This window comes from Agathobaculum sp. TL06 (assembly GCF_054658635.1).
Genome location: NZ_BAAGGY010000007.1, coordinates 42,683 through 60,808, shown reverse-complemented (window position 1 = coordinate 60,808; position 18,126 = coordinate 42,683). Strand labels below are relative to the sequence as shown.

The 18,126-nt window shown below is 54.3% G+C and carries 18 protein-coding genes and 1 tRNA gene; 15 read left to right on the top strand and 4 right to left on the bottom strand.

Going from position 1 to position 18,126, the window contains the following annotated elements; all coding sequences use genetic code 11:
• Positions 1–174 precede the first annotated feature (174 nt).
• The 3 genes from remB to gyrA all read left to right on the top strand — a co-directional run bounded on the left by remB (position 175) and on the right by gyrA (position 5,043).
• Entirely contained in the window at positions 175–435 is a 261-nt protein-coding gene (remB, locus tag ACYQ3S_RS05595; RefSeq protein ID WP_054326598.1) for an extracellular matrix regulator RemB, read from the top strand.
• Positions 436–490: 55 nt separating this feature from the next.
• Positions 491–2,431: a DNA topoisomerase (ATP-hydrolyzing) subunit B gene (gene gyrB, locus ACYQ3S_RS05590; protein ID WP_459687710.1), complete on the top strand. Its 1,941-nt coding sequence runs from the start codon at positions 491–493 to the stop codon at positions 2,429–2,431.
• A 71-nt stretch (positions 2,432–2,502) separates the two neighbouring features.
• The gene (gene gyrA, locus ACYQ3S_RS05585; RefSeq protein ID WP_459687709.1) at positions 2,503–5,043 is read left to right on the top strand and encodes a DNA gyrase subunit A; all 2,541 of its coding nucleotides are present in this window, start codon (positions 2,503–2,505) and stop codon (positions 5,041–5,043) included.
• A gap of 205 nt (positions 5,044–5,248) precedes the next feature.
• On the opposite strand, the gene rpsR is transcribed toward gyrA, so the two are convergent.
• The 3 genes from rpsR to rpsF are packed head-to-tail and all read right to left on the bottom strand — an operon-like array spanning position 5,249 to position 6,342.
• Positions 5,249–5,521, bottom strand: a complete 273-nt coding sequence (gene rpsR, locus ACYQ3S_RS05580) for a 30S ribosomal protein S18 (protein WP_054326601.1) — start codon at positions 5,519–5,521, stop codon at positions 5,249–5,251.
• Between the two features lie 21 nt (positions 5,522–5,542).
• The gene (locus ACYQ3S_RS05575) at positions 5,543–6,031 is read right to left on the bottom strand and encodes a single-stranded DNA-binding protein (RefSeq protein ID WP_459687708.1); all 489 of its coding nucleotides are present in this window, start codon (positions 6,029–6,031) and stop codon (positions 5,543–5,545) included.
• Positions 6,032–6,045: 14 nt separating this feature from the next.
• Entirely contained in the window at positions 6,046–6,342 is a 297-nt protein-coding gene (gene rpsF / locus ACYQ3S_RS05570; RefSeq protein ID WP_054326603.1) for a 30S ribosomal protein S6, read from the bottom strand.
• 163 nt (positions 6,343–6,505) lie between these two features.
• Here rpsF and ACYQ3S_RS05565 point away from each other — a divergent pair.
• The 3 genes from ACYQ3S_RS05565 to ACYQ3S_RS05555 all read left to right on the top strand — a co-directional run bounded on the left by ACYQ3S_RS05565 (position 6,506) and on the right by ACYQ3S_RS05555 (position 8,078).
• A tRNA-Thr gene (locus tag ACYQ3S_RS05565) sits at positions 6,506–6,581 on the top strand.
• Between the two features lie 196 nt (positions 6,582–6,777).
• On the top strand, positions 6,778–7,311 hold the full coding sequence (locus ACYQ3S_RS05560) for a methylated-DNA--[protein]-cysteine S-methyltransferase (protein ID WP_459687707.1): 534 nt from the start codon (positions 6,778–6,780) through the stop codon (positions 7,309–7,311).
• A 284-nt stretch (positions 7,312–7,595) separates the two neighbouring features.
• Complete coding sequence (locus ACYQ3S_RS05555; RefSeq protein ID WP_459687706.1) at positions 7,596–8,078, top strand: phage holin family protein; 483 nt, start codon at positions 7,596–7,598, stop codon at positions 8,076–8,078.
• A gap of 524 nt (positions 8,079–8,602) precedes the next feature.
• Here ACYQ3S_RS05555 and ACYQ3S_RS05550 read toward each other — a convergent pair.
• The gene (locus tag ACYQ3S_RS05550; RefSeq protein ID WP_459687705.1) at positions 8,603–9,229 is read right to left on the bottom strand and encodes a DNA-3-methyladenine glycosylase family protein; all 627 of its coding nucleotides are present in this window, start codon (positions 9,227–9,229) and stop codon (positions 8,603–8,605) included.
• Between the two features lie 456 nt (positions 9,230–9,685).
• Between ACYQ3S_RS05550 and ACYQ3S_RS05545 the strand changes: the two genes are divergently transcribed.
• The 9 genes from ACYQ3S_RS05545 (at position 9,686) to ACYQ3S_RS05505 (ending at position 18,092) form a co-directional block, all read left to right on the top strand.
• Positions 9,686–10,873: an ABC transporter substrate-binding protein gene (locus ACYQ3S_RS05545; protein WP_459687704.1), complete on the top strand. Its 1,188-nt coding sequence runs from the start codon at positions 9,686–9,688 to the stop codon at positions 10,871–10,873.
• A 101-nt stretch (positions 10,874–10,974) separates the two neighbouring features.
• On the top strand, positions 10,975–11,847 hold the full coding sequence (locus ACYQ3S_RS05540; protein ID WP_459687703.1) for a branched-chain amino acid ABC transporter permease: 873 nt from the start codon (positions 10,975–10,977) through the stop codon (positions 11,845–11,847).
• Between the two features lie 27 nt (positions 11,848–11,874).
• Positions 11,875–12,843, top strand: coding sequence for a branched-chain amino acid ABC transporter permease (locus ACYQ3S_RS05535; RefSeq protein ID WP_107631343.1), 969 nt, complete (start codon positions 11,875–11,877; stop codon positions 12,841–12,843).
• A complete protein-coding gene (locus tag ACYQ3S_RS05530) occupies positions 12,837–13,601 on the top strand; it encodes an ABC transporter ATP-binding protein (protein ID WP_459687702.1) in 765 nt (254 codons plus the stop codon). Before ACYQ3S_RS05535 ends, ACYQ3S_RS05530 begins: the two co-directional genes overlap by 7 nt.
• Position 13,602: 1 nt before the next feature.
• On the top strand, positions 13,603–14,313 hold the full coding sequence (locus tag ACYQ3S_RS05525; RefSeq protein WP_459687768.1) for an ABC transporter ATP-binding protein: 711 nt from the start codon (positions 13,603–13,605) through the stop codon (positions 14,311–14,313).
• A 22-nt stretch (positions 14,314–14,335) separates the two neighbouring features.
• Positions 14,336–15,775: a tagaturonate epimerase family protein gene (locus ACYQ3S_RS05520; protein ID WP_459687701.1), complete on the top strand. Its 1,440-nt coding sequence runs from the start codon at positions 14,336–14,338 to the stop codon at positions 15,773–15,775.
• Positions 15,776–15,792: 17 nt separating this feature from the next.
• The gene (locus tag ACYQ3S_RS05515) at positions 15,793–16,611 is read left to right on the top strand and encodes a sugar phosphate isomerase/epimerase family protein (RefSeq protein ID WP_459687700.1); all 819 of its coding nucleotides are present in this window, start codon (positions 15,793–15,795) and stop codon (positions 16,609–16,611) included.
• 32 nt (positions 16,612–16,643) lie between these two features.
• Positions 16,644–16,898, top strand: coding sequence for a hypothetical protein (locus ACYQ3S_RS05510; protein WP_459687699.1), 255 nt, complete (start codon positions 16,644–16,646; stop codon positions 16,896–16,898).
• Between the two features lie 72 nt (positions 16,899–16,970).
• The gene (locus tag ACYQ3S_RS05505) at positions 16,971–18,092 is read left to right on the top strand and encodes an iron-containing alcohol dehydrogenase (protein WP_459687698.1); all 1,122 of its coding nucleotides are present in this window, start codon (positions 16,971–16,973) and stop codon (positions 18,090–18,092) included.
• The last annotated feature ends 34 nt before the right edge of the window (positions 18,093–18,126 follow it).

Sequence of the window (18,126 nt, the reverse complement as noted above, 5' to 3'; positions counted from 1 at the left end):
CTTTTCGCGCTTTTCAGTACACAAATGAAGAAAAAAGTGGTATAATCTATAATAGAATGCCACGTTGGGGCAGGGCCGGTGGCGCATGCCCGGCACGGCGGGAGAAAACGCCGGCCGACGCATGCTCCATTGTGTTTTCTTCTGCCCATTTTTCGTGAAAACAGGGGTTTTTCTATGTATCTGCATTTGGGACAGGATTATATCGTTCCCCTGCAGACCGTGGTGGCGGTGTTCGATATGGATACGGCGACCGCGTCCAAACGGACGCGCGGGCTGCTCTCCCGTATGCAGGAAGAGGGGCGCATCATCGAGCTGTACGAGGACCTGCCGCGCGCGGCCGTGCTGTGCGAGAACGCGCTGGGCGAAACGCTTTACCTGACCCAGCTTTCGCCGCAGGCGCTGCAGAGGCGCGCGGAAAAGGGGTACGCCGTATAGCGCCGCGCATGAAGGAAGTATGTTACCGCAATTTCTCGAAAGGAAATCTGGAAATATGAGTGAAGAATTGGAAATTAAGGACGAGGTGCTCGACCTGAAGGTGACCGACACCTATGACGAGAGCCAGATCCAGGTGCTCGAGGGGCTGGAAGCGGTCCGCAAGCGGCCGGGCATGTACATCGGCTCGACCTCCGCGCGCGGCCTGCACCATCTGGTGTATGAGATCGTGGACAACTCGATCGACGAGGCGCTGGCGGGCTACTGCACCCATATCGAGGTCACGATCGAAAAGGGCGACGTCATCCGCGTGGCGGATAACGGCCGCGGCATCCCCTGCGGCATCCATCCGCAGATGGGCATTCCCACGCTTGAGGTCGTGCTGACCGTGCTGCACGCGGGCGGCAAGTTCGACGGTTCGGGCTATAAGGTGTCCGGCGGCCTGCACGGCGTGGGCTCGTCGGTCGTCAACGCGCTGTCCGACTGGATGGAGGCCGAGGTGCGCGACGGGCATACCAGGCACTATATGCGCTTTGAGCGCGGCGTGACGGCCGTTAAAATGCGCGATACGCCCTGCGAGAGCGAAACCGGCACCACCATCCGTTTCCATGCCGATCCGGAGATCTTCGAGACGACCGAATTTGATTACGACGTGCTGGAAAAGCGCCTGCGCGAGCAGGCGTTCCTCAACGCGGGCCTCAAGATCACCCTGCGGGACGAGCGCGACGACGAGCCGGTGGAGGATGTGATGCACTACGAGGGCGGCATCCGCCAGTTTGTCGAGCATCTCAACCGCACCAAGACCCCGCTGCACGAGCAGGTCATTTACATGGAGGGCAGCCGCGATACCTCGATGGCCGAGGTCGCGATGCAGTATACGGACAGCTATAACGAGCTGATCCTTTCCTTTGCCAACAACATCAACACCACCGAGGGCGGCACGCACGAAACCGGCTTCAAGGCCGCGCTCACCCGCGTGCTCAACGACTACGGCAGGAAATACAAGCTGCTCAAGGACGACGAATCCTTCAAGGGCGAGGACGCGCGCGAGGGCCTGACCGCGATTATCTCGGTCAAGCTGCAGGAGGCGCAGTTCGAGGGCCAGACCAAGACCAAGCTGGGCAACAGCGATATGCGCGCGCTGGTGGATACCATGGTGTCCGACAAGCTGATGACCTTTTTCGAGGAGAACCCGCAGGTCGCGCGCACCATCATCGAAAAGGCGCAGACCGCCGCGCGCGCCCGCGAGGCGGCCAAAAAGGCGCGCGAGCTGACGCGCCGCAAATCCGCGCTGGACTCGGCCTCCCTGCCGGGCAAGCTGGCGGACTGCATCGAAAAGGACCCCACCTATACCGAAATCTACATCGTGGAGGGCGACTCCGCGGGCGGCTCGGCCAAGGAGGGCCGCGACCGCCGGCACCAGGCCATCCTGCCGCTGTGGGGCAAGATGCTCAACGTGGAAAAGGCGCGCCTGGACCGCGTATACGGCAACGACAAGCTCACCCCGATGATCACCGCGTTCGGCGCGGGCTTTGGCGACGATTTCGACCTGTCCAAGCTGCGCTATGGCAAGATTATTCTCATGGCCGACGCCGACGTGGACGGCTCGCACATCCGCACCCTGCTGCTGACCTTCTTCTTCCGCTTCATGCGGCCGCTGATCGAGCACGGGCATGTGTATATCGCCCAGCCGCCGCTGTTCAAGAACGAAAAGGGTAAGGACGTGCGTTATACCTATACGGAGGAGCAGCAGCGCGCCTGCATCGCCGAAATGGGCGACAATGTGCGCGTGCAGCGCTATAAGGGCCTGGGCGAGATGGACCCCGAGCAGCTTTGGGAAACCACCATGGATCCGGCAAACCGCACGCTGCTGCAGGTGACGATGGACGACGCGGCCGCCGCGGACGAGACGTTTGCGCTTCTGATGGGCGAAAAGGTCGAACCGCGCCGCGAGTTTATCGAGAAAAACGCGAAATATGTAATGAATCTGGACGTATGATGCGGTTTTCGGCAGGCTGTAGCCGCATCAGGCCGGCCGGTCAATAACGCCAACATTTTCGGAGGCATAGAATGAGTCAAGAATACGAACAGCAGAAAATTTTACAGGTCGACCTGGAAAAGGAGATGCGCAAGAGCTATATCGATTACGCGATGAGCGTGATCGTCGGCCGCGCGCTGCCCGATGTGCGCGACGGCCTCAAGCCGGTCCACCGCCGCATCCTGTACGCGATGTATGAGGACGGCCTGACCTCGGACAAGCCCTACCGCAAGTCCGCGACCACGGTCGGTAACGTGCTCGGCCGCTACCATCCGCACGGCGACGCTTCGGTATACGATGCGCTCGTGCGCCTGGCGCAGCCATTTTCTCTGCACTATCCGCTGATCGACGGCCACGGCAACTTCGGCTCAGTGGACGGCGACCCCCCGGCGGCCTACCGTTACACCGAGGCCCGTATGGCCAAAATCGCCAACCATATGCTGGCGGATATCAAGAAAAACACGGTGGATTTCGGCCCGAACTTCGACGAGGAGCGGCAGGAGCCGCTCGTGCTCCCCTCCCGTTTTCCCAACCTGCTGGTCAACGGCTCGTCGGGCATCGCGGTCGGCATGGCGACCAATATCCCGCCGCATAACCTGACCGAGGTGATCGACGGCATCTGCTATGTGATCGACCATCCGGAGGCCGAGTTGGACGAGATCTGTCAGTTCATCAAGGGGCCGGACTTCCCGACCGGCGGCGTTATCATGGGTCGCAGCGGCATCCGCGCGGCGTATGCCACCGGCCGCGGCAAGATCAAGGTGCGCGCCAAGGCCGAAATCGTCGAGCTGGCGAACGGCCGCAGCCAGATCCAGATCACCGAGATCCCGTACATGGTCAACAAGGCGCGCCTGGTTGAAGCGATGGCTAACCTGGTCAAGGACAAGCGCGTGGACGGCATCACCAATATTCAGGACCATTCCTCGCGCGAGGGCATGCAGATCGTGGTGGATATCCGCCGCGACGCCAACGCGCAGGTCATTCTCAACCAGCTTTTCACCTATACCCAGCTTGAGGATACCATTTCGATGATCCATATCGCTCTTGTGCCGACCGGCGCGGCGGGCAAGCTGCAGCCGCGCGTGCTTACGCTGCGGCAGATCATCGACCAGTATGTCGCGTTCCAGAAGGACGTGGTCGAGCGCCGCACGCGCTTTGATCTCAAAAAGGCACAGGACCGCGCGCATATCCTCGAGGGCCTCAAAGTCGCGACCGATAACATCGACCGCATCATCCAGATCATCCGCGCCTCTAAAAACGAGGCCGAGGCCAAGGAAAACCTGATGGCCGAGCCGTTCTGGATCGACCAGATCGCGCTGCTCGGCATCGTGGACGGGTCGGAGCATTTCGAGTTCCATCTGGACGAGCCGCAGGCACAGGCGATCGTGGATATGCGCCTGGGCCGCCTGTCCGGCTTGGAGCAGGAAAAAATCAATGATGAATACAAGGAGCTGGAGGGCCGCATCGCCTCGTTTGAGGAGGTTCTGTCGTGCGACGCGAACATCCTCGCGGTGGTCAAGGACGAGCTGCAGGAGATCAAGCAGAAGTACGGCGACGAGCGCCATACCGAGATCGCCAACGTCGCGGACGAGATCGACATTGAGGACCTGATCGAGCAGCAGGACTGCGCGTATACGCTGACCCATTTCGGCTATATCAAGCGCCAGCCGACCTCGGTTTACCGCGCGCAGCGGCGCGGCGGGCGCGGCGTTTCCGCGATGAGCACGCGCGAGGAGGACTTTGCCAAGGATATTTTCGCCGCCTCGACGCATGACACCATCCTGTTCTTCTCCGACCGCGGCAAGGTGTACAAGCTCAAGGGCTACCAGATACCCGAGACCGGCCGCTCGGCCAAGGGCATGAATATCGTCAACCTGTTGGAACTGGAAAACGACGAAAAAATCACCGCCATGTTCCCCATCAAGGAATTTGCGGATGATAAATTCCTGTTCTTCGTCACCCGTCAGGGCGTCGCCAAGCGCGTGGTGCTGAGCGACCTGCAGAACATCCGGCGCGCCGGCCTGCGCGCCCTGAACCTGAACGAGGACGACGCGCTGGTCGATGTGCGCTTGACCGATGGGGAGCAGAATATCCTGATCGCCACGCATGAGGGCCGCGCGATCTGCTTTGACGAGACCGAGGTCCGCGCGATGGGCCGCACCGCGACCGGCGTGCGCGGCATCCGGCTGAACGAGGGCGACTATGTGGTCGGCGCGGCGCGCGCCAGAAAGGGCGCGTATGTGCTTTCCATCACGGAAAACGGCTACGGCAAGCGCACGCCGGTGGAGGACTTTACCATCCACCACCGCGGCGGCGGCGGCATGACGCTGCATAACCTGACCGCCAAAACCGGCCTTGTGGCGGGCATCGCGGTCGTGGATAATGAAAACGACGTGATGATTATAACGGACGACGGCGTAATCATCCGCACCGGCTGCGAGGAGATCCGCGAATGCGGCCGCGGCAGCCAGGGCGTTATTGTGATGCGCACGGGCGAGGACGTCAAGGTGATCTCGATTGCGCGCACGGATAAGGAGGAAGAGGAAGCTTCCGAGGAAGAAACGCAGGCGTAAGCTTTTTGCCGCCCCCAATGGGGGCGGCTTTTCCTTTGTTCCGCGCGCGGCCGCTGTGCGGAAAACGATAAAATTGTCCACAAGAATGTGGATAATTTTATGGACAGGACGGTCGGCTTCTCCTTTTTCCCAGACAATAAAAAAAGACCGTCTTTCCGAAGAAAAACGGTCTTTCTGTATCCTTTTTTTGAAAAAACGTAACGGATTACTCTGCGGTGTAGGGCAGCAGAGCAATATGACGGGCGCGCTTGATCGCCTCGGTCAGCTGGCGCTGGTGATGCGCGCAGGTGCCGGTCATACGGCGGGGCAGGATCTTGCCGCGCTCGGACATATACTTGCGCAGCTTGCCGGCATCCTTATAATCAACGTGCTCGATTTTATCAACACAGAAAGCGCAAACCTTGCGGCGGCGACGGCCGCGCTGCGGGCGCTCTGCACGCTCCGGACGGGGCGTGAATTCCTTCTTGGTTTCTTCCATTGTCGCGTAACCTCCTCTTTGTTAGAATGGGACATCGCCGTCGTCGTCGGCCAGCTCCTGAAAATCCGAATCGCCCGCGGGCAGATCGAATGCGGGAGCAACCTGGGACGCGGCAGGCTCGGGCCGCATCTGCGATCCGTTATCATAGCCGTAACCGCCGCCTGCGTAGCCGCCGTTTGCTTCACGGGACTTTTTGGTCTCGCCGAAGGAGACCTCGTCGCAGTTGACCTCAATGGCCGTGCGGTTGTTGCCGTTCTGGTCCTGCCACTGGCGGGACTGGACGCGGCCGACTACGATCGCCATGACGCCTTTCGCAAACCACTGTGCAACGAATTCCGCCTGACGGCCCCATGCGACACAGTCGATGAAGTCGGTCTGGCGTTCGCCGTTCGGACCCTTGCGGTCGCGGTCGATCGCAAGGCGGAACGAGCACACAGCCATGTTGCTCTGGGTATGGCGCAGCTCGGGATCGCGGGTCAAACGACCCATCAGAATCGCCTTGTTGAGCATTTCAGTTCACCGCCTTAGTCGTCCAGGCAGACGATGATGGAACGCATGATACCGTCCGTGATCTTGTAGATACGGTCCAGCTCAGCCGGAAAAGCGGGAGCGGACTCAAAACGGATCAGGGTGTAAACGCCCTCGGTCTGGTCCTCGATCGGGTACGCCAGACGGCGCTTGCCCCAGTCTTCCACTTCCACGTTCGTGCCGTTTGCCTCGACGAGAGACTTGAACTTGTCCGCAACAGCGGTAGCCGCTGCTTCTTCCAGCGTGGGGTTGACAATGAAGATCGTCTCGTACTTGCCAGAAATCTTTGCCATTTTCTTAGCACCTCCTTTTGGACTTTTGGCCCACATCCAATAATGTGAGCAAGGATACCTTACTATTATATCGAACAGGGAGAAAAAGTCAAGTAAAATCAAGAAAAAAACATTGACGAAACCGCAGAATCATGGTATACTAACAAGGCTGACAAGTTGAAATGCTTGCGTGGCTCAGTTGGTAGAGCAGCGCATTCGTAATGCGCAGGTCGCCGGTTCGAGTCCGGCCGCAAGCTCCAGAAAACCCCGTTATTTCTTTGGGAATAACGGGGTTTTTTTATTTTTTTCCAATAAGCCTGGCTGAATCTCTGACAGTGTTTCCTCGGGCTCTGATAATGCTTTTGCTGCTGGCAATCATGGGGATTGTATGGTAAAATTATGATGGAGCAGAAAAAGACACGGGAAATGAAGATGCTTCTGATAGGGAGGGATCATATGCAGTATATCAGTCATTACCAGTCTCCCCTGGGGGAGATTTTGCTGGCCGCGGATGAGATCGGTCTGACCGGATTATGGTTTGCGGGGCAAAAGTATTTTGCGCTTTATCTGGACAAAGAGCATGAGGAAAAGGAGATTCCGGTATTCGAACAGGCTAAAAAATGGCTTGCTGTTTATTTCTCAGGGAAAGAGCCGGATTTCAAAGTCCCGCTCCATTTTATCGGCACGGATTTTCAAAATGAGGTATGGGAGATCCTTTCCTCCATCCCTTACGGGCAGACCACGACATATGGGGAGATAGCAAAGCAGCTCGCGGCCAGGCGCGGGCTGGAACGCATGTCCGCTCAGGCGGTGGGCGGAGCCGTCGGGCGAAATGAGATATCCATTATCGTCCCCTGCCATCGCGTTGTTGGGGCAAACGGCAGCTTAACGGGATATGCCGGCGGCATTGATAAGAAAATTGCCCTTCTCCAGTTGGAGGGCGCCCTGAAGAAAGAGTATTTTGTGCCAAAACACAGTACGGCGCCTTAAAACAGAATATATAAGTGTCTTTCCGCATCGTTCCTTTTCAAAACGGAAACCGCGCCTCCCTTTTGCGGGCAGGCGCGGTTTTTTTATATCCCGAAATCTGTATGCGTGCAGCCTTGCTTTGCTGACCACCCCAACATGTCAAAAAATACAGGCGGCGGGCTTGACTACCAGAGGTCAAAAGGACAGGGATTTTAACGATATTATGACCGGACTGTGGCATAGCATGCGGCGGGGAGGGGGAGTTATCCACAGGTATGGGAAAAATTAGAAAAAGGAGAGAAAAAATGCAGGAATTTTTTGACAAGGCAAATTTGCTGTGGGGCGCGGTGATCGCAGTCCTGACGTGGATATTTGGGGAATACTGGTTCGTGTTCCTGCTGTTCCTGGCGCTCAACGTGATCGACTGCATATACGGGTATGCAAAATCAAGGGCAACCAACACATTGTCGAGCGAGAAAGGGGCGCGCGGCGTGTTGAAAAAGGTCAGCTATTGGGTGATTATCGCAATTGCGTTCGCGGTATCGGGCTTCCTGATCTCACTGGGGGCGCAGCTTGGCGTTGATTTGGGCTTTTTGCAGCTTTTAGGATGGTTCGTGCTGGCGGTGTACATCATCAATGAACTGACCTCCATTGTGGAAAATATGGTGGCGCTGGGCATCGACGTGCCGGAAATATTCGTCAAGGGGCTGAACGCAGTGCGGACGGTTGTAAACGATGCGGGCGATCGGGTGATTCCGGAGGACAGCGGCAAGGACGAAGAGAAATAAAAAAGCCGCCTGATGGCGGCAAATTAACACAGCGCAGCGCGCGATGATATAATAGGTCGGGCGCTGTCGTTCCCAGCGGCGGGCGGTTGGCCACTCCTTGAGAAAGGGGTGGTGCGTATGGACCTGAAATTCATAAGGATTTCAATATGTGCAGCAATCTTGTTACACATTTTTGTTACATATGCAAAGTAGCCGCCCCTACGACCAAATAGATGCGGCTACTTTGTAGTTAACTCTTAGGGTCAACCGCTCGTCGACAGCGCCCCTTTGTATAGATATTATACCACAAGCCTCGCCTGTGTCAAGGTGGGGCTTTTTATTATCGCAGAAAGGGAGAATATATAAACATCATTAATGCAATCTGCCGCGCAACGGAAATTTTACGCGGCGGGGTAGGACGGATGAAGTCATTCTGCACCACGCGGAGGCGCCCAGCGCGACGGTATGGAAAATCAACCAGTGGCATCTGGATAACAGCTGGGTTGGCTTGGGTATCCCTATTATATCCGCATAAATGGAAACATCTACCGAGACTGGTCGGAGTGGCTGGTAGGCGCGCTTGCGACCGCCCACAGATACAGGCTCGCAACACTGCAAAAGGGGCTGAACCGGCGGCGGTATTTTTCAAATAACCGGCGGTCGATCTTTCTGTGATGGTACACCATGCGCAGCCCACGCTGGATTGCCAAATCATCAAAACTGAATATATTCGGCCGCTCCATGCAGAACAGGAGGATCATTTCCGCGGTCCATACGCCGATCCCCCTGAGGGAGGAAAGCGCGGCGATCGCATCCGCATCCGACATATGCCGGACCTGTTCCAGATCAAACGCGCCATTTTGGACCTTGCGGGCAAAATCCAGGATATATTCCGCCTTACGGAACGAGATGCCGTACGCCTGCAGGCGTGCAGAACCGGCGGATATGACGGTTTCCGCGTCAACTGTGCCGAGCGCTTTCCGCATCCGGTTCCAGATGGTAGTCTGGGCTTTGGTGGATATCTGCTGCCCGACAATATGGTGGACGACCGCGGAAAACAGGTCGGGGTCGGTCTCACGGCGGATCGGACCGATTTGGTCGATCAGTGCGCCCAATCGGGCGTCTTTCTTTTTCAGATAATCCGTTTCCGTTTTGCCGTATTGAAAATACAAGTGGCAGACACCTCATTTGCAGCATAATCGTGCAGTTTGCATATCGATTCTATCATATTGCAGGATGGAAAACAAGGATACTGGGCGGGCGGGGATGCGTCTGCGGCAGAAGCCGCAGGCGTCTATTTTTTTATGTATCCCAACAAATATGCAATTTATCTATATTATAAATTCATTTTTAATAAAAATATAGGAATTAATGCTATTAAAACAACACAACTGAAATGTGGAATATTTCATAAATAAGTTATGAAAAATTGCAGAAAATATGAAAAATGCATTATTTTTAGCGTTAAAAAGTTTCAAATATTGTTGACATTGATTGCAAGAAGTGATAGGGTATAAGCACAGAAGCGAAAAATGGAAATGCATTATGAAAGAATGTATTTGCAAAATTCAGTATAGCTTCTGAATCCTAAACAGGACCCCCTGTGATGCACAAAAGGAGAGAGAAAAATGAAGAGAAGAGTGTTCGCATCCATCCTGGCCGCAGCGTTGGCATTGAATCTTGCAGCGTGCGGAAACAACGAGCAGGCAAGCAATGATGAACAACAAGATTCAGGGGCGGAAACCATCAAAATTGGTTGGTATGGACCGCTGTCCGGTTCGGCTGCTTCGGTAGGCACTACCGGCAATATGGCGACCAAGCTTGCGGTAAAGCAGATCAATGAAAACGGCGGTATCCTGGGGAAACAGATCGAATTGCTGGAATATGACGATCAGGGAAATACCGAAACTTCTGTAAAAAATGTAACGCGTCTGATTGAGCAAGATCAGGTTGTCGGCATCATCGGCTCGCACCTGTCCGCAGCGGTGCTCGCTACTTCGGACGTCAGCGAGGAGGCAAAGGTAGTCCAGTTCGGTACAGGCACATCGGGCATCTGGACTAACATCGGCCTTTCCTATACTTTCCGTCCGACGGTTTGCTCGGATTTCTTCAACCAGGGCTGCTATGATTCGATGGTGACGATGGGAGCGACTAAAATCGCGACACTGTCCGCCGAGACGGAATATGCGCAGCTCGCTACGGCGACGGTCGTAGACCTGATCGAGCAGGGCGGAAAAATGACGGTCGTGGATCAGGAAGGCTATACTTCCGGCGATACGGACTTTTCCGGCCAGATCACCAAAATGCTGGCGGCGGAGCCGGACGGCATCCTCCTGAACGGCGGCGGCGAGGATCTGGGCAAGATCGTCAAGCAGCTGCGCATGCAGGGCTATGAAGGCTATATTTACGGTATCGAGTCTCTGGCGGACCAGCAGACGCTGGAGCTTGCCGGTGAATATGCGGACGACGTTATCTTCTCCTGCTGCTACTTCGTTCCGCAGAATATTGACGACGCTGTAACGGATACGGAAAAGGATTTCCTTACCGCATATCAGGCGGAATACGGCGAGCTGCCGGTTTCCGAGGTTGCGTATCGTGCCTATGACGGCGCCAACATTCTGTGCCAGGCGATCGAACTGGCCGGCAGCACAGACGGAGACGCGATCCGCGAAGCGGTCATGGGCAATACGTTTACCGGCATCGCCGGCACGTTTGACTTCTCTGACGGTTCCGGAGAGGGTATCACGAGCGGCACGACTTACATTATCCAGGATGGCAAAATCATTACCCTGGATTCTTATCTGGAAAATAAATAACCGTTCGGTTTAGGAAAAGAGCGGAGGACAGTTGAGGAGACGATTTCATTGTCCTCCGCTTTACATTACATGAAAGAGTCGCAGAAAGGGGAATGCGCGACATGGTGCTTTCATTGACGATCAGCGCATTGGTCATAGGCAGCGTATATGGACTGATCGCATTGGGATACAGCCTGATATATTCGGCATCCGGCCTCATGACATTTTGCCAGGGCGAGATACTGATGTTTGGTGCGTTTGTTGGCCTGTCCTTCTACCGCTATTTGAATTGGCCGTTCGCGCTTGCGTTAGTTGCCGCAATGCTGGTGATGTTTATTATTGGCATGCTGATTGAACGGCTGTTGATCCGGCCGATTCTCAAACGGCAGGCAAAAGACATTTATATTGTATTGGCGACCATAGCGCTGGGCATTGTACTGATTAATTCCGCACAGCAGATCTGGGGAACAACAGCCGTGCAGTTCCCCTCCATCTTTGGGGTGGATGTTATTGACATCCTGGGGACAAAGGTTCAGCCGGAGGCATTTGTCTGTATTTTTATCGGCACGTTTGCAATGGTTGCCATCCATCTGTTTATGAACAAAATGAAATTCGGCACCTCAATGCGCGCCGCCGCCATGAATCCGTTGGCCTCCCGTTCGGTTGGTATTAATGTGGATATCACAACAGGTATCACCTGGGGTCTTTCCTGCGCGCTCGCAGGTGTCGCGGGCATCCTGCTCGGGCCGGTACAGGGCGTGAGCATTTCGATGGGTACGACGATCGGCACGAAAGCGTTTGCCGCAGCGGTAATCGGCGGTTACGGCAATATGTATGGTGCAATTATCGGCGGCCTGATTATCGGATTTACGGAGACCTTTTCCGCCGCTTATATTACATCCAACTATAAGGATTTTATTACTTTCGGAATCCTTGCGCTGTGCATGGTTTTCTTACCGCGCGGCATTTTGAAGGGCGACGTATATGACCGATAACCATACAAAAGGGAGGTTAACTGTGTTATGAGCTTAATCAAAAAGCTTCCGGCTGCTGTATGGGCCATCCTCATAGGGGCGCTGCTTTTTGGCGCGATCAGTCAGAATGTATATTTCATTACGATTTTTGTCTTTTGCGGTATTTATATCATCGCGGTGTCCGGCCTGGATATTTTATTCGGTTATTCCGGTCAGATCGCGTTGGGACACGCTATGTTTTATGCATCCGGTGCGTACACATCGGCGATTCTGACGGTCAATTACGGGCTGAACCCCTGGCTGGCCATCCTTGCAGGGCTGGTCATCACGGGAATCCTCGCCGCGATCGTGGCGATTCCCGCATCCAAGCTGGTCCACCAATTCCTCGCATTGCTCACGATCGCCGCCGGAAATATGACCTATGTATTCCTGTGCAAAGCAGAAATCACCAATGCGATGGCCGGTATCCGGAGCATACCGGATCTGAGCATTTTCGGATATGAGCTGCACTCCAAATTCAGCTTTGGCGTATTTACTTTTATCATGATTATCGTGTTCCTGTTTTTGAAGCAGCGGATCATAACCTCCGCCACCGGCCGCGCGTTTATGGCAATTCGTGAAAACACGGTGGCCGCCGGGGGAATGGGAATCAACGTGCGCAAATACAAGATCATGGCGTTTGTGATCAGCGCGCTTTTCACCTCGTTCGCAGGCTCGATGTACGCGCATTTTGTGCGGTTCATCAGTCCGGAAACCTTCAACAGCACGCAGTCCACCCTGCTGATGACAATGCTGCTGTTCGGCGGCATGGGCAATTCCATAGGGCCGATTCTGGGCGCGGTCGTTATTGCAATCCTGAATGAGTCGCTGCAGGGATTTAATACGTACAAGACCCTGATTTATGGAATCCTGATCCTAATCGCGGTGCTGTTTATGCCGAAGGGCTGCTATGGACTGGGCTGCGACCTGGTCGGCAAGGTGAAGGGATTCGTCGGAAAGCGGGTGAAAAAATGCTGAAAATAGAGCAGGTCACCATCAGGTTCGGCGGTCTGACCGCCGTTAACGAGGTGGACTTTGAAGTAAAGGACGGCGCGATTTTCGGCCTGATCGGTCCGAACGGCGCGGGCAAGACCACGTTGTTTAATATCATCAGCGGCGTCTATGCGCCGAACAACGGCAAAATAATGCTGGAGGGCGAGGATATCACCGGCCTGCAGCCGTATCAGATCTGCTGCAAGGGGATTGCGCGTACTTATCAGAATATCAATCTTTTCCACGATCTGACCGTGATTGAAAACGTAAAGATCGGCTGCCACAGCAAGGTCAAATCAGGCCTGCTGAGCGGCATCCTGCACACGCCAGCGCAGAAGGCAGAGGAAAAGGCTATCGAGGAAAAGTGCCTGGGCCTGTTGGACTTTGTCGGTCTGACCGGAAAAAAGGACATGCTGGCGCGGAATCTTTCCTATGGCGATCAGCGGCGTGTGGAGATCGCCCGCGCCATGGCGACCGAGCCCAAGCTGCTCCTGCTTGACGAGCCGGCGGCAGGCATGAATTCAAAGGAAAAGGTGGATTTGACCACGTTGATCAGCAAGATCAACGCAAGAGGCATGACCATACTTCTGGTTGAACACGACATGAAGCTTGTCATGAAAGTGACCGATGAGATCGCAGTTCTGAATTTCGGGAAAAAGCTTGCGCAAGGCACGCCTGAGGAAATACAGGCAAATCCGGCCGTGATCGAAGCCTATCTGGGAGGTGGCATAATTGGCGACTAAGATTCTGGAGGTCAACAATTTTTCTTATTCTTATGGGCGCATCAAGGCGGTGGATGATATCTCTTTCTATGTGGAAGAGGGGGAGATCGTAACGCTGATAGGCGGAAACGGCGCGGGAAAAACCACGACGCTGCGCGCCATCTCCGGCCTGATCCGCGGCGGGCAGAGCGGGCAGATCCTGTTCAAAGGGCAGGATATCACCCATCTGAGCGCGCATAAAATCACAGGCCTGGGGATTGCGCAATGTTTGGAGGGCAGGCAGGTGTTCTCCCACCTGACGGTCAAGGAAAACCTGCAGATGGGCGCTTTTTTGAGAAAAGACCAGAATAAGATCAAGAAAGATTATGAATATGTGTATGGCCTGTTCCCCAGGTTGAAGGAGCGCGAAAACCAGTTAGCTGGCACGTTATCGGGCGGCGAACAGCAGATGCTGGCCGTTGGCCGCGGTTTGATGATGGACCCTAAAATTTTGATGATGGATGAACCGTCTCTTGGCCTGGCGCCGATCGTTGTAAACAGCATATTTGAAATCATCCGGCAGATCAATGCGGACGGGCGGACAATCCTTTTGGTGGAACAGAATTCCAACGCCGCGTTGAGTGTGGCGCATAGAGGCTATGTGGTGGAGACCGGACATATCGTAATGTCGGATACGGCGGAAAACCTGAGAAAGAGCGAAGAGGTCAAAAAAGCGTATCTGGGATTGGAATAAGCGGCAAAGGAAGTGTTTTGTTATGGGACTTCTTAATTGCTTAAACAGCGATTTGGAAAAAGACGATCATATTTTCAAAAGCTCTTATACAAAATGGCCGAATGGCGAAATCGTTCTGGTCCAGCGCGGATTGGAGAACTGCCTCGCTGTCAGCGGCGCGCTTTGCGAATCGTTCGAAGGAGAGCAGAGGGATGGATACCTGCTTTGCCCGACCAGCCATACGAACCGTCTTGCATTGAACCGGCTGCTGCCATATACGGCTCCGACCGCGTTCGGACGCAAGGGCGCTTCCTTTGGATTTGGCGACCGTCTGGGCTTTGCGAATGCCGCACAGGTCAAAGCGGTTGCAAAAACGCCGCTGCAGCCGGTTCTGGCGCAGCAAAGCTTGAGGGAATTACAACTGACCGGACGCACCCTGTCGGACGTTATCGATTGCGCAGCCTGGGCGGTTTTTCGGGAGGGGTACCGGTCCGGCTATGCCTGCGACGGGGACCACCTGAAAACAGTGGAGGAAATCCAGGAAGCGGTTGCGCAGGGCTGCAGTATGGTCACGATCGACTGCTCGCTGGTACTCAGGCATAATGCTCAGGACGAGAATGCCCTGCAGCAGGCATTCGACCGGCTGCCGGAGGAACAAAAGCAGCGGGATCTCCGGAATTATCTGTCGGATGACAGGCTGAGCAGTATGGGGCTGCGCTTCTCCAAAGCGGAGGTTGCCCGTCTGCACGATATATATGATGATGCGCTGCAGCTCATCAGGAAAGCCTATTGGGAAGTTCTGATTCCGGCAAACCGGCCGATCGATCTGGAGGTCTCCCTGGATGAAACCGAGGAAACGACCACGCCGGAAGCGCATTATTTTGTGGCTAAAGAGTTGGAATGCGCCAAGGTCTATGTGACCAGCGTTGCGCCGAAATTCGTGGGAGAATTTCAAAAAGCGATCGATTATATCGGAGATCTGCAGGAATTAAAGGCGCAGATGGCGGTGCATGCAAAGATTTCTGACTATTTCGGATATAAGCTCAGCCTGCATTCTGCAAGCGAGAAATTTTCGGTATTAGCCATACTGTCGGAGCTGTCCGGCTGGCATTACCATATTAAGACTTCGGGAACAAGCTGGCTGGAGGTTGTGGAGACCATTTCCAAAACCGACCCCACCTTATACAGACGGATCCATCGCGCCGCGATGAAAAGTGTGGAGCAGGCAAAAAAATATTATGTGGTGCATTGTGATCTGACAAAGGTGCCGCCGTTAGATGAAATGGTAGACGAGGCGCTGCCCAGCTATCTGCTGCAGAACGATGCAAGGCAGATGCTGCATATCACATACGGATATGTGCTGTCTGATCCGGAGCTGAAGGAGGATATCCTCCTGTTTCTGAAAAAGAACCGCTCGTTATATGAACGCGAAGCGGAGGACCTGTACGACAGGCACCTGCAGCTTTGCGTGCGACCAAAATAAAAAAGGGATGAAATGCTATGCCTGATTGGAAATATGGGATATCACTTGCTGAAAAGACCCCGCTTACCGCGCCTTTGCCGTTGGAGGGCGATCTGTATGAAAATATGCGGCGGGCAAAGGCATATGGGTATGACGCGGTGGAATTCCATACGCGCGAGACCTACCAGTTTGATTTTGACCGGATCGAACGGATGCGGGAGGATGGCGCGGGGGATATCTGTGCCATTGTATCCGGCAGATTGTATACGCAGGGTGGGATGAGCCTGCTGGGCGATACACCGGAAAAGGTTCAGGGTGCGATGGATGGAATGTACCAGTATATCGACAGCGCGCACAAGCTTGGCGTTGACGTTGTGATCGGCTGGTTGAAGGGACAGGTTCCCGAAAAGGGGGACAGGGACCATTATATGTCCCTGCTGGCACAGCGCCTCAAGGTCCTGAACGAATATGCCAAAGCGCAGGAAGTGCGACTGGTGATAGAAGTTATCAACCATTATGAAACCAACATTTTCACTACGGCAAAGGAGACGGTGGATTTCCTGTGTGAGAATGCTTTGGATAATTGCTATATCCATCTGGACACCTATCATATGGGGCTTGAGGAATACGACCCCTATGAGGCAATACGCCTGTGCGGAAAACGGCTGGGATATTTCCATGTCTCGGACAATTCCAGAAGATACCCTGGAAGCGGACAGTTTGATTTTAAGCGCATCCTTGCGGTGCTCAAAGAGATTGGCTACAGCGGTTTTGTAACAGTCGAATGTCTGCCGGATCCGGATCGGGAAACCGCCGCGAAAAAGGCGATAAGCCATTTGAAAGCATGTGAACCGTAAAACGCCGTGAATCGGAAAGGGAGGGGAACCATATGGACAAGCGAAAAATGCTGTCCTTTGATGAAACGACACGGATGGTCATCGAAGCGGCCGCGAGCCTTTTCCTTTTCTTTTGCGCCTATAAGCTGCTGGGAGGAGCCGGGGAAGCCGGACAGGAACCAAAGGGAACCGGTATCATGCTGTTTTTCAGCGTGGTATTTGCGGTTGGTGGGCTTGCCGGACTGATAAAGACCTTTATAAAATACAAAAGGTATCGGAAAGATCATCCTGCCAAGCGGCAGGGATAGGAGCACACGGAACAAGCGGTACAGAAAGCTCACAGAATAGTGGGAATTTGTTTATAAGGAGCATATAAAGCAATGCCTGATGCAAAAGCAATGGAATCCCGTGCGTTTGGGAGTCCGTCCAGATATATCCAGGGACCGGATGAAATCAATAACCTGCCCGTGTTTTCCGCCAATTTTGGAAAAACAGCGCTGGCGATCATCGATCCGTTTTTTTACGACGAATATCAAAGCAAAATACAGAAAATGTTCCGCGACGCCGGCATGCAAGCGTATACCGTCTGTTTTCCCGGCGTATGCTCGGATGACAGCCTGAAGCTGCTGGTCGATTACTGCAAAGAGCTGCCGGAGATTCCGGATGTGTTTATCGGGATTGGAGGCGGCCAGACCTGTGATATGAATAAGGCGGTCGGCGCTACTTTCCGCAAGGCGTTTATCAATGTTCCCACCTCACTGGCGACGGACGCCCCGACCTCTACCCATTCGATCATGAACAATCAGGATCAGCTTCCCTATCTGATGGTGCATTACAAAAATCCGGATTATGTTGTCGTTGACACAAAAATTACAGTCCAGTCTCCGGTTGAGATGTTCATATCAGGTATTGGGGATGCGCTTGCAACCTATATAGAGGCAGAAGCCTCCTATGCCAACAATAATGTGTGCAATGCGGGCGATGGGAAATACCGCCCCACACAGCTTGGCATGGAGACGGCCAAATTGTCCTATCAGGTTCTTCTGGAAAAGGGCGAGGCGGCGGTCATGGCTGCGCGCTACCATCTGCGTACACCGGCTTATGAGGATGTGGCGGAAGCGACGGTTCTGCTTTCCGGCATCGGATTTGAATGCACGGGCGTAGCTATCGCGCATGGCCTGCAGGCCGGCTTCCATGTGCTGCCGGGGAAAGCGCTGATGCACGGGGCGGGCGTGGGTTACTGCATGCTGGTCCAGTTGATTGTGGCAAACGATATCAAACGGTTTGAACAGCTTTTCCGGTTCTGCAAAAATATCGGCCTGCCGGTATGCACGGCGGATATTGGGCTTACCGAGGAAAACCGTGATATGTATGTGGAAAAGCTGGTGGACGAGGTATATGGGAAACGCTGGAACGTCAGCAATATGCCGTTTTATGTTTCCCGGGAAATGCTGATAAATGCTATTTTTTACCTGGATAGATACGCGGCAGAACAGTTATAACTAAAGAGGTGGAACAAAAAACAGGAATATAAAT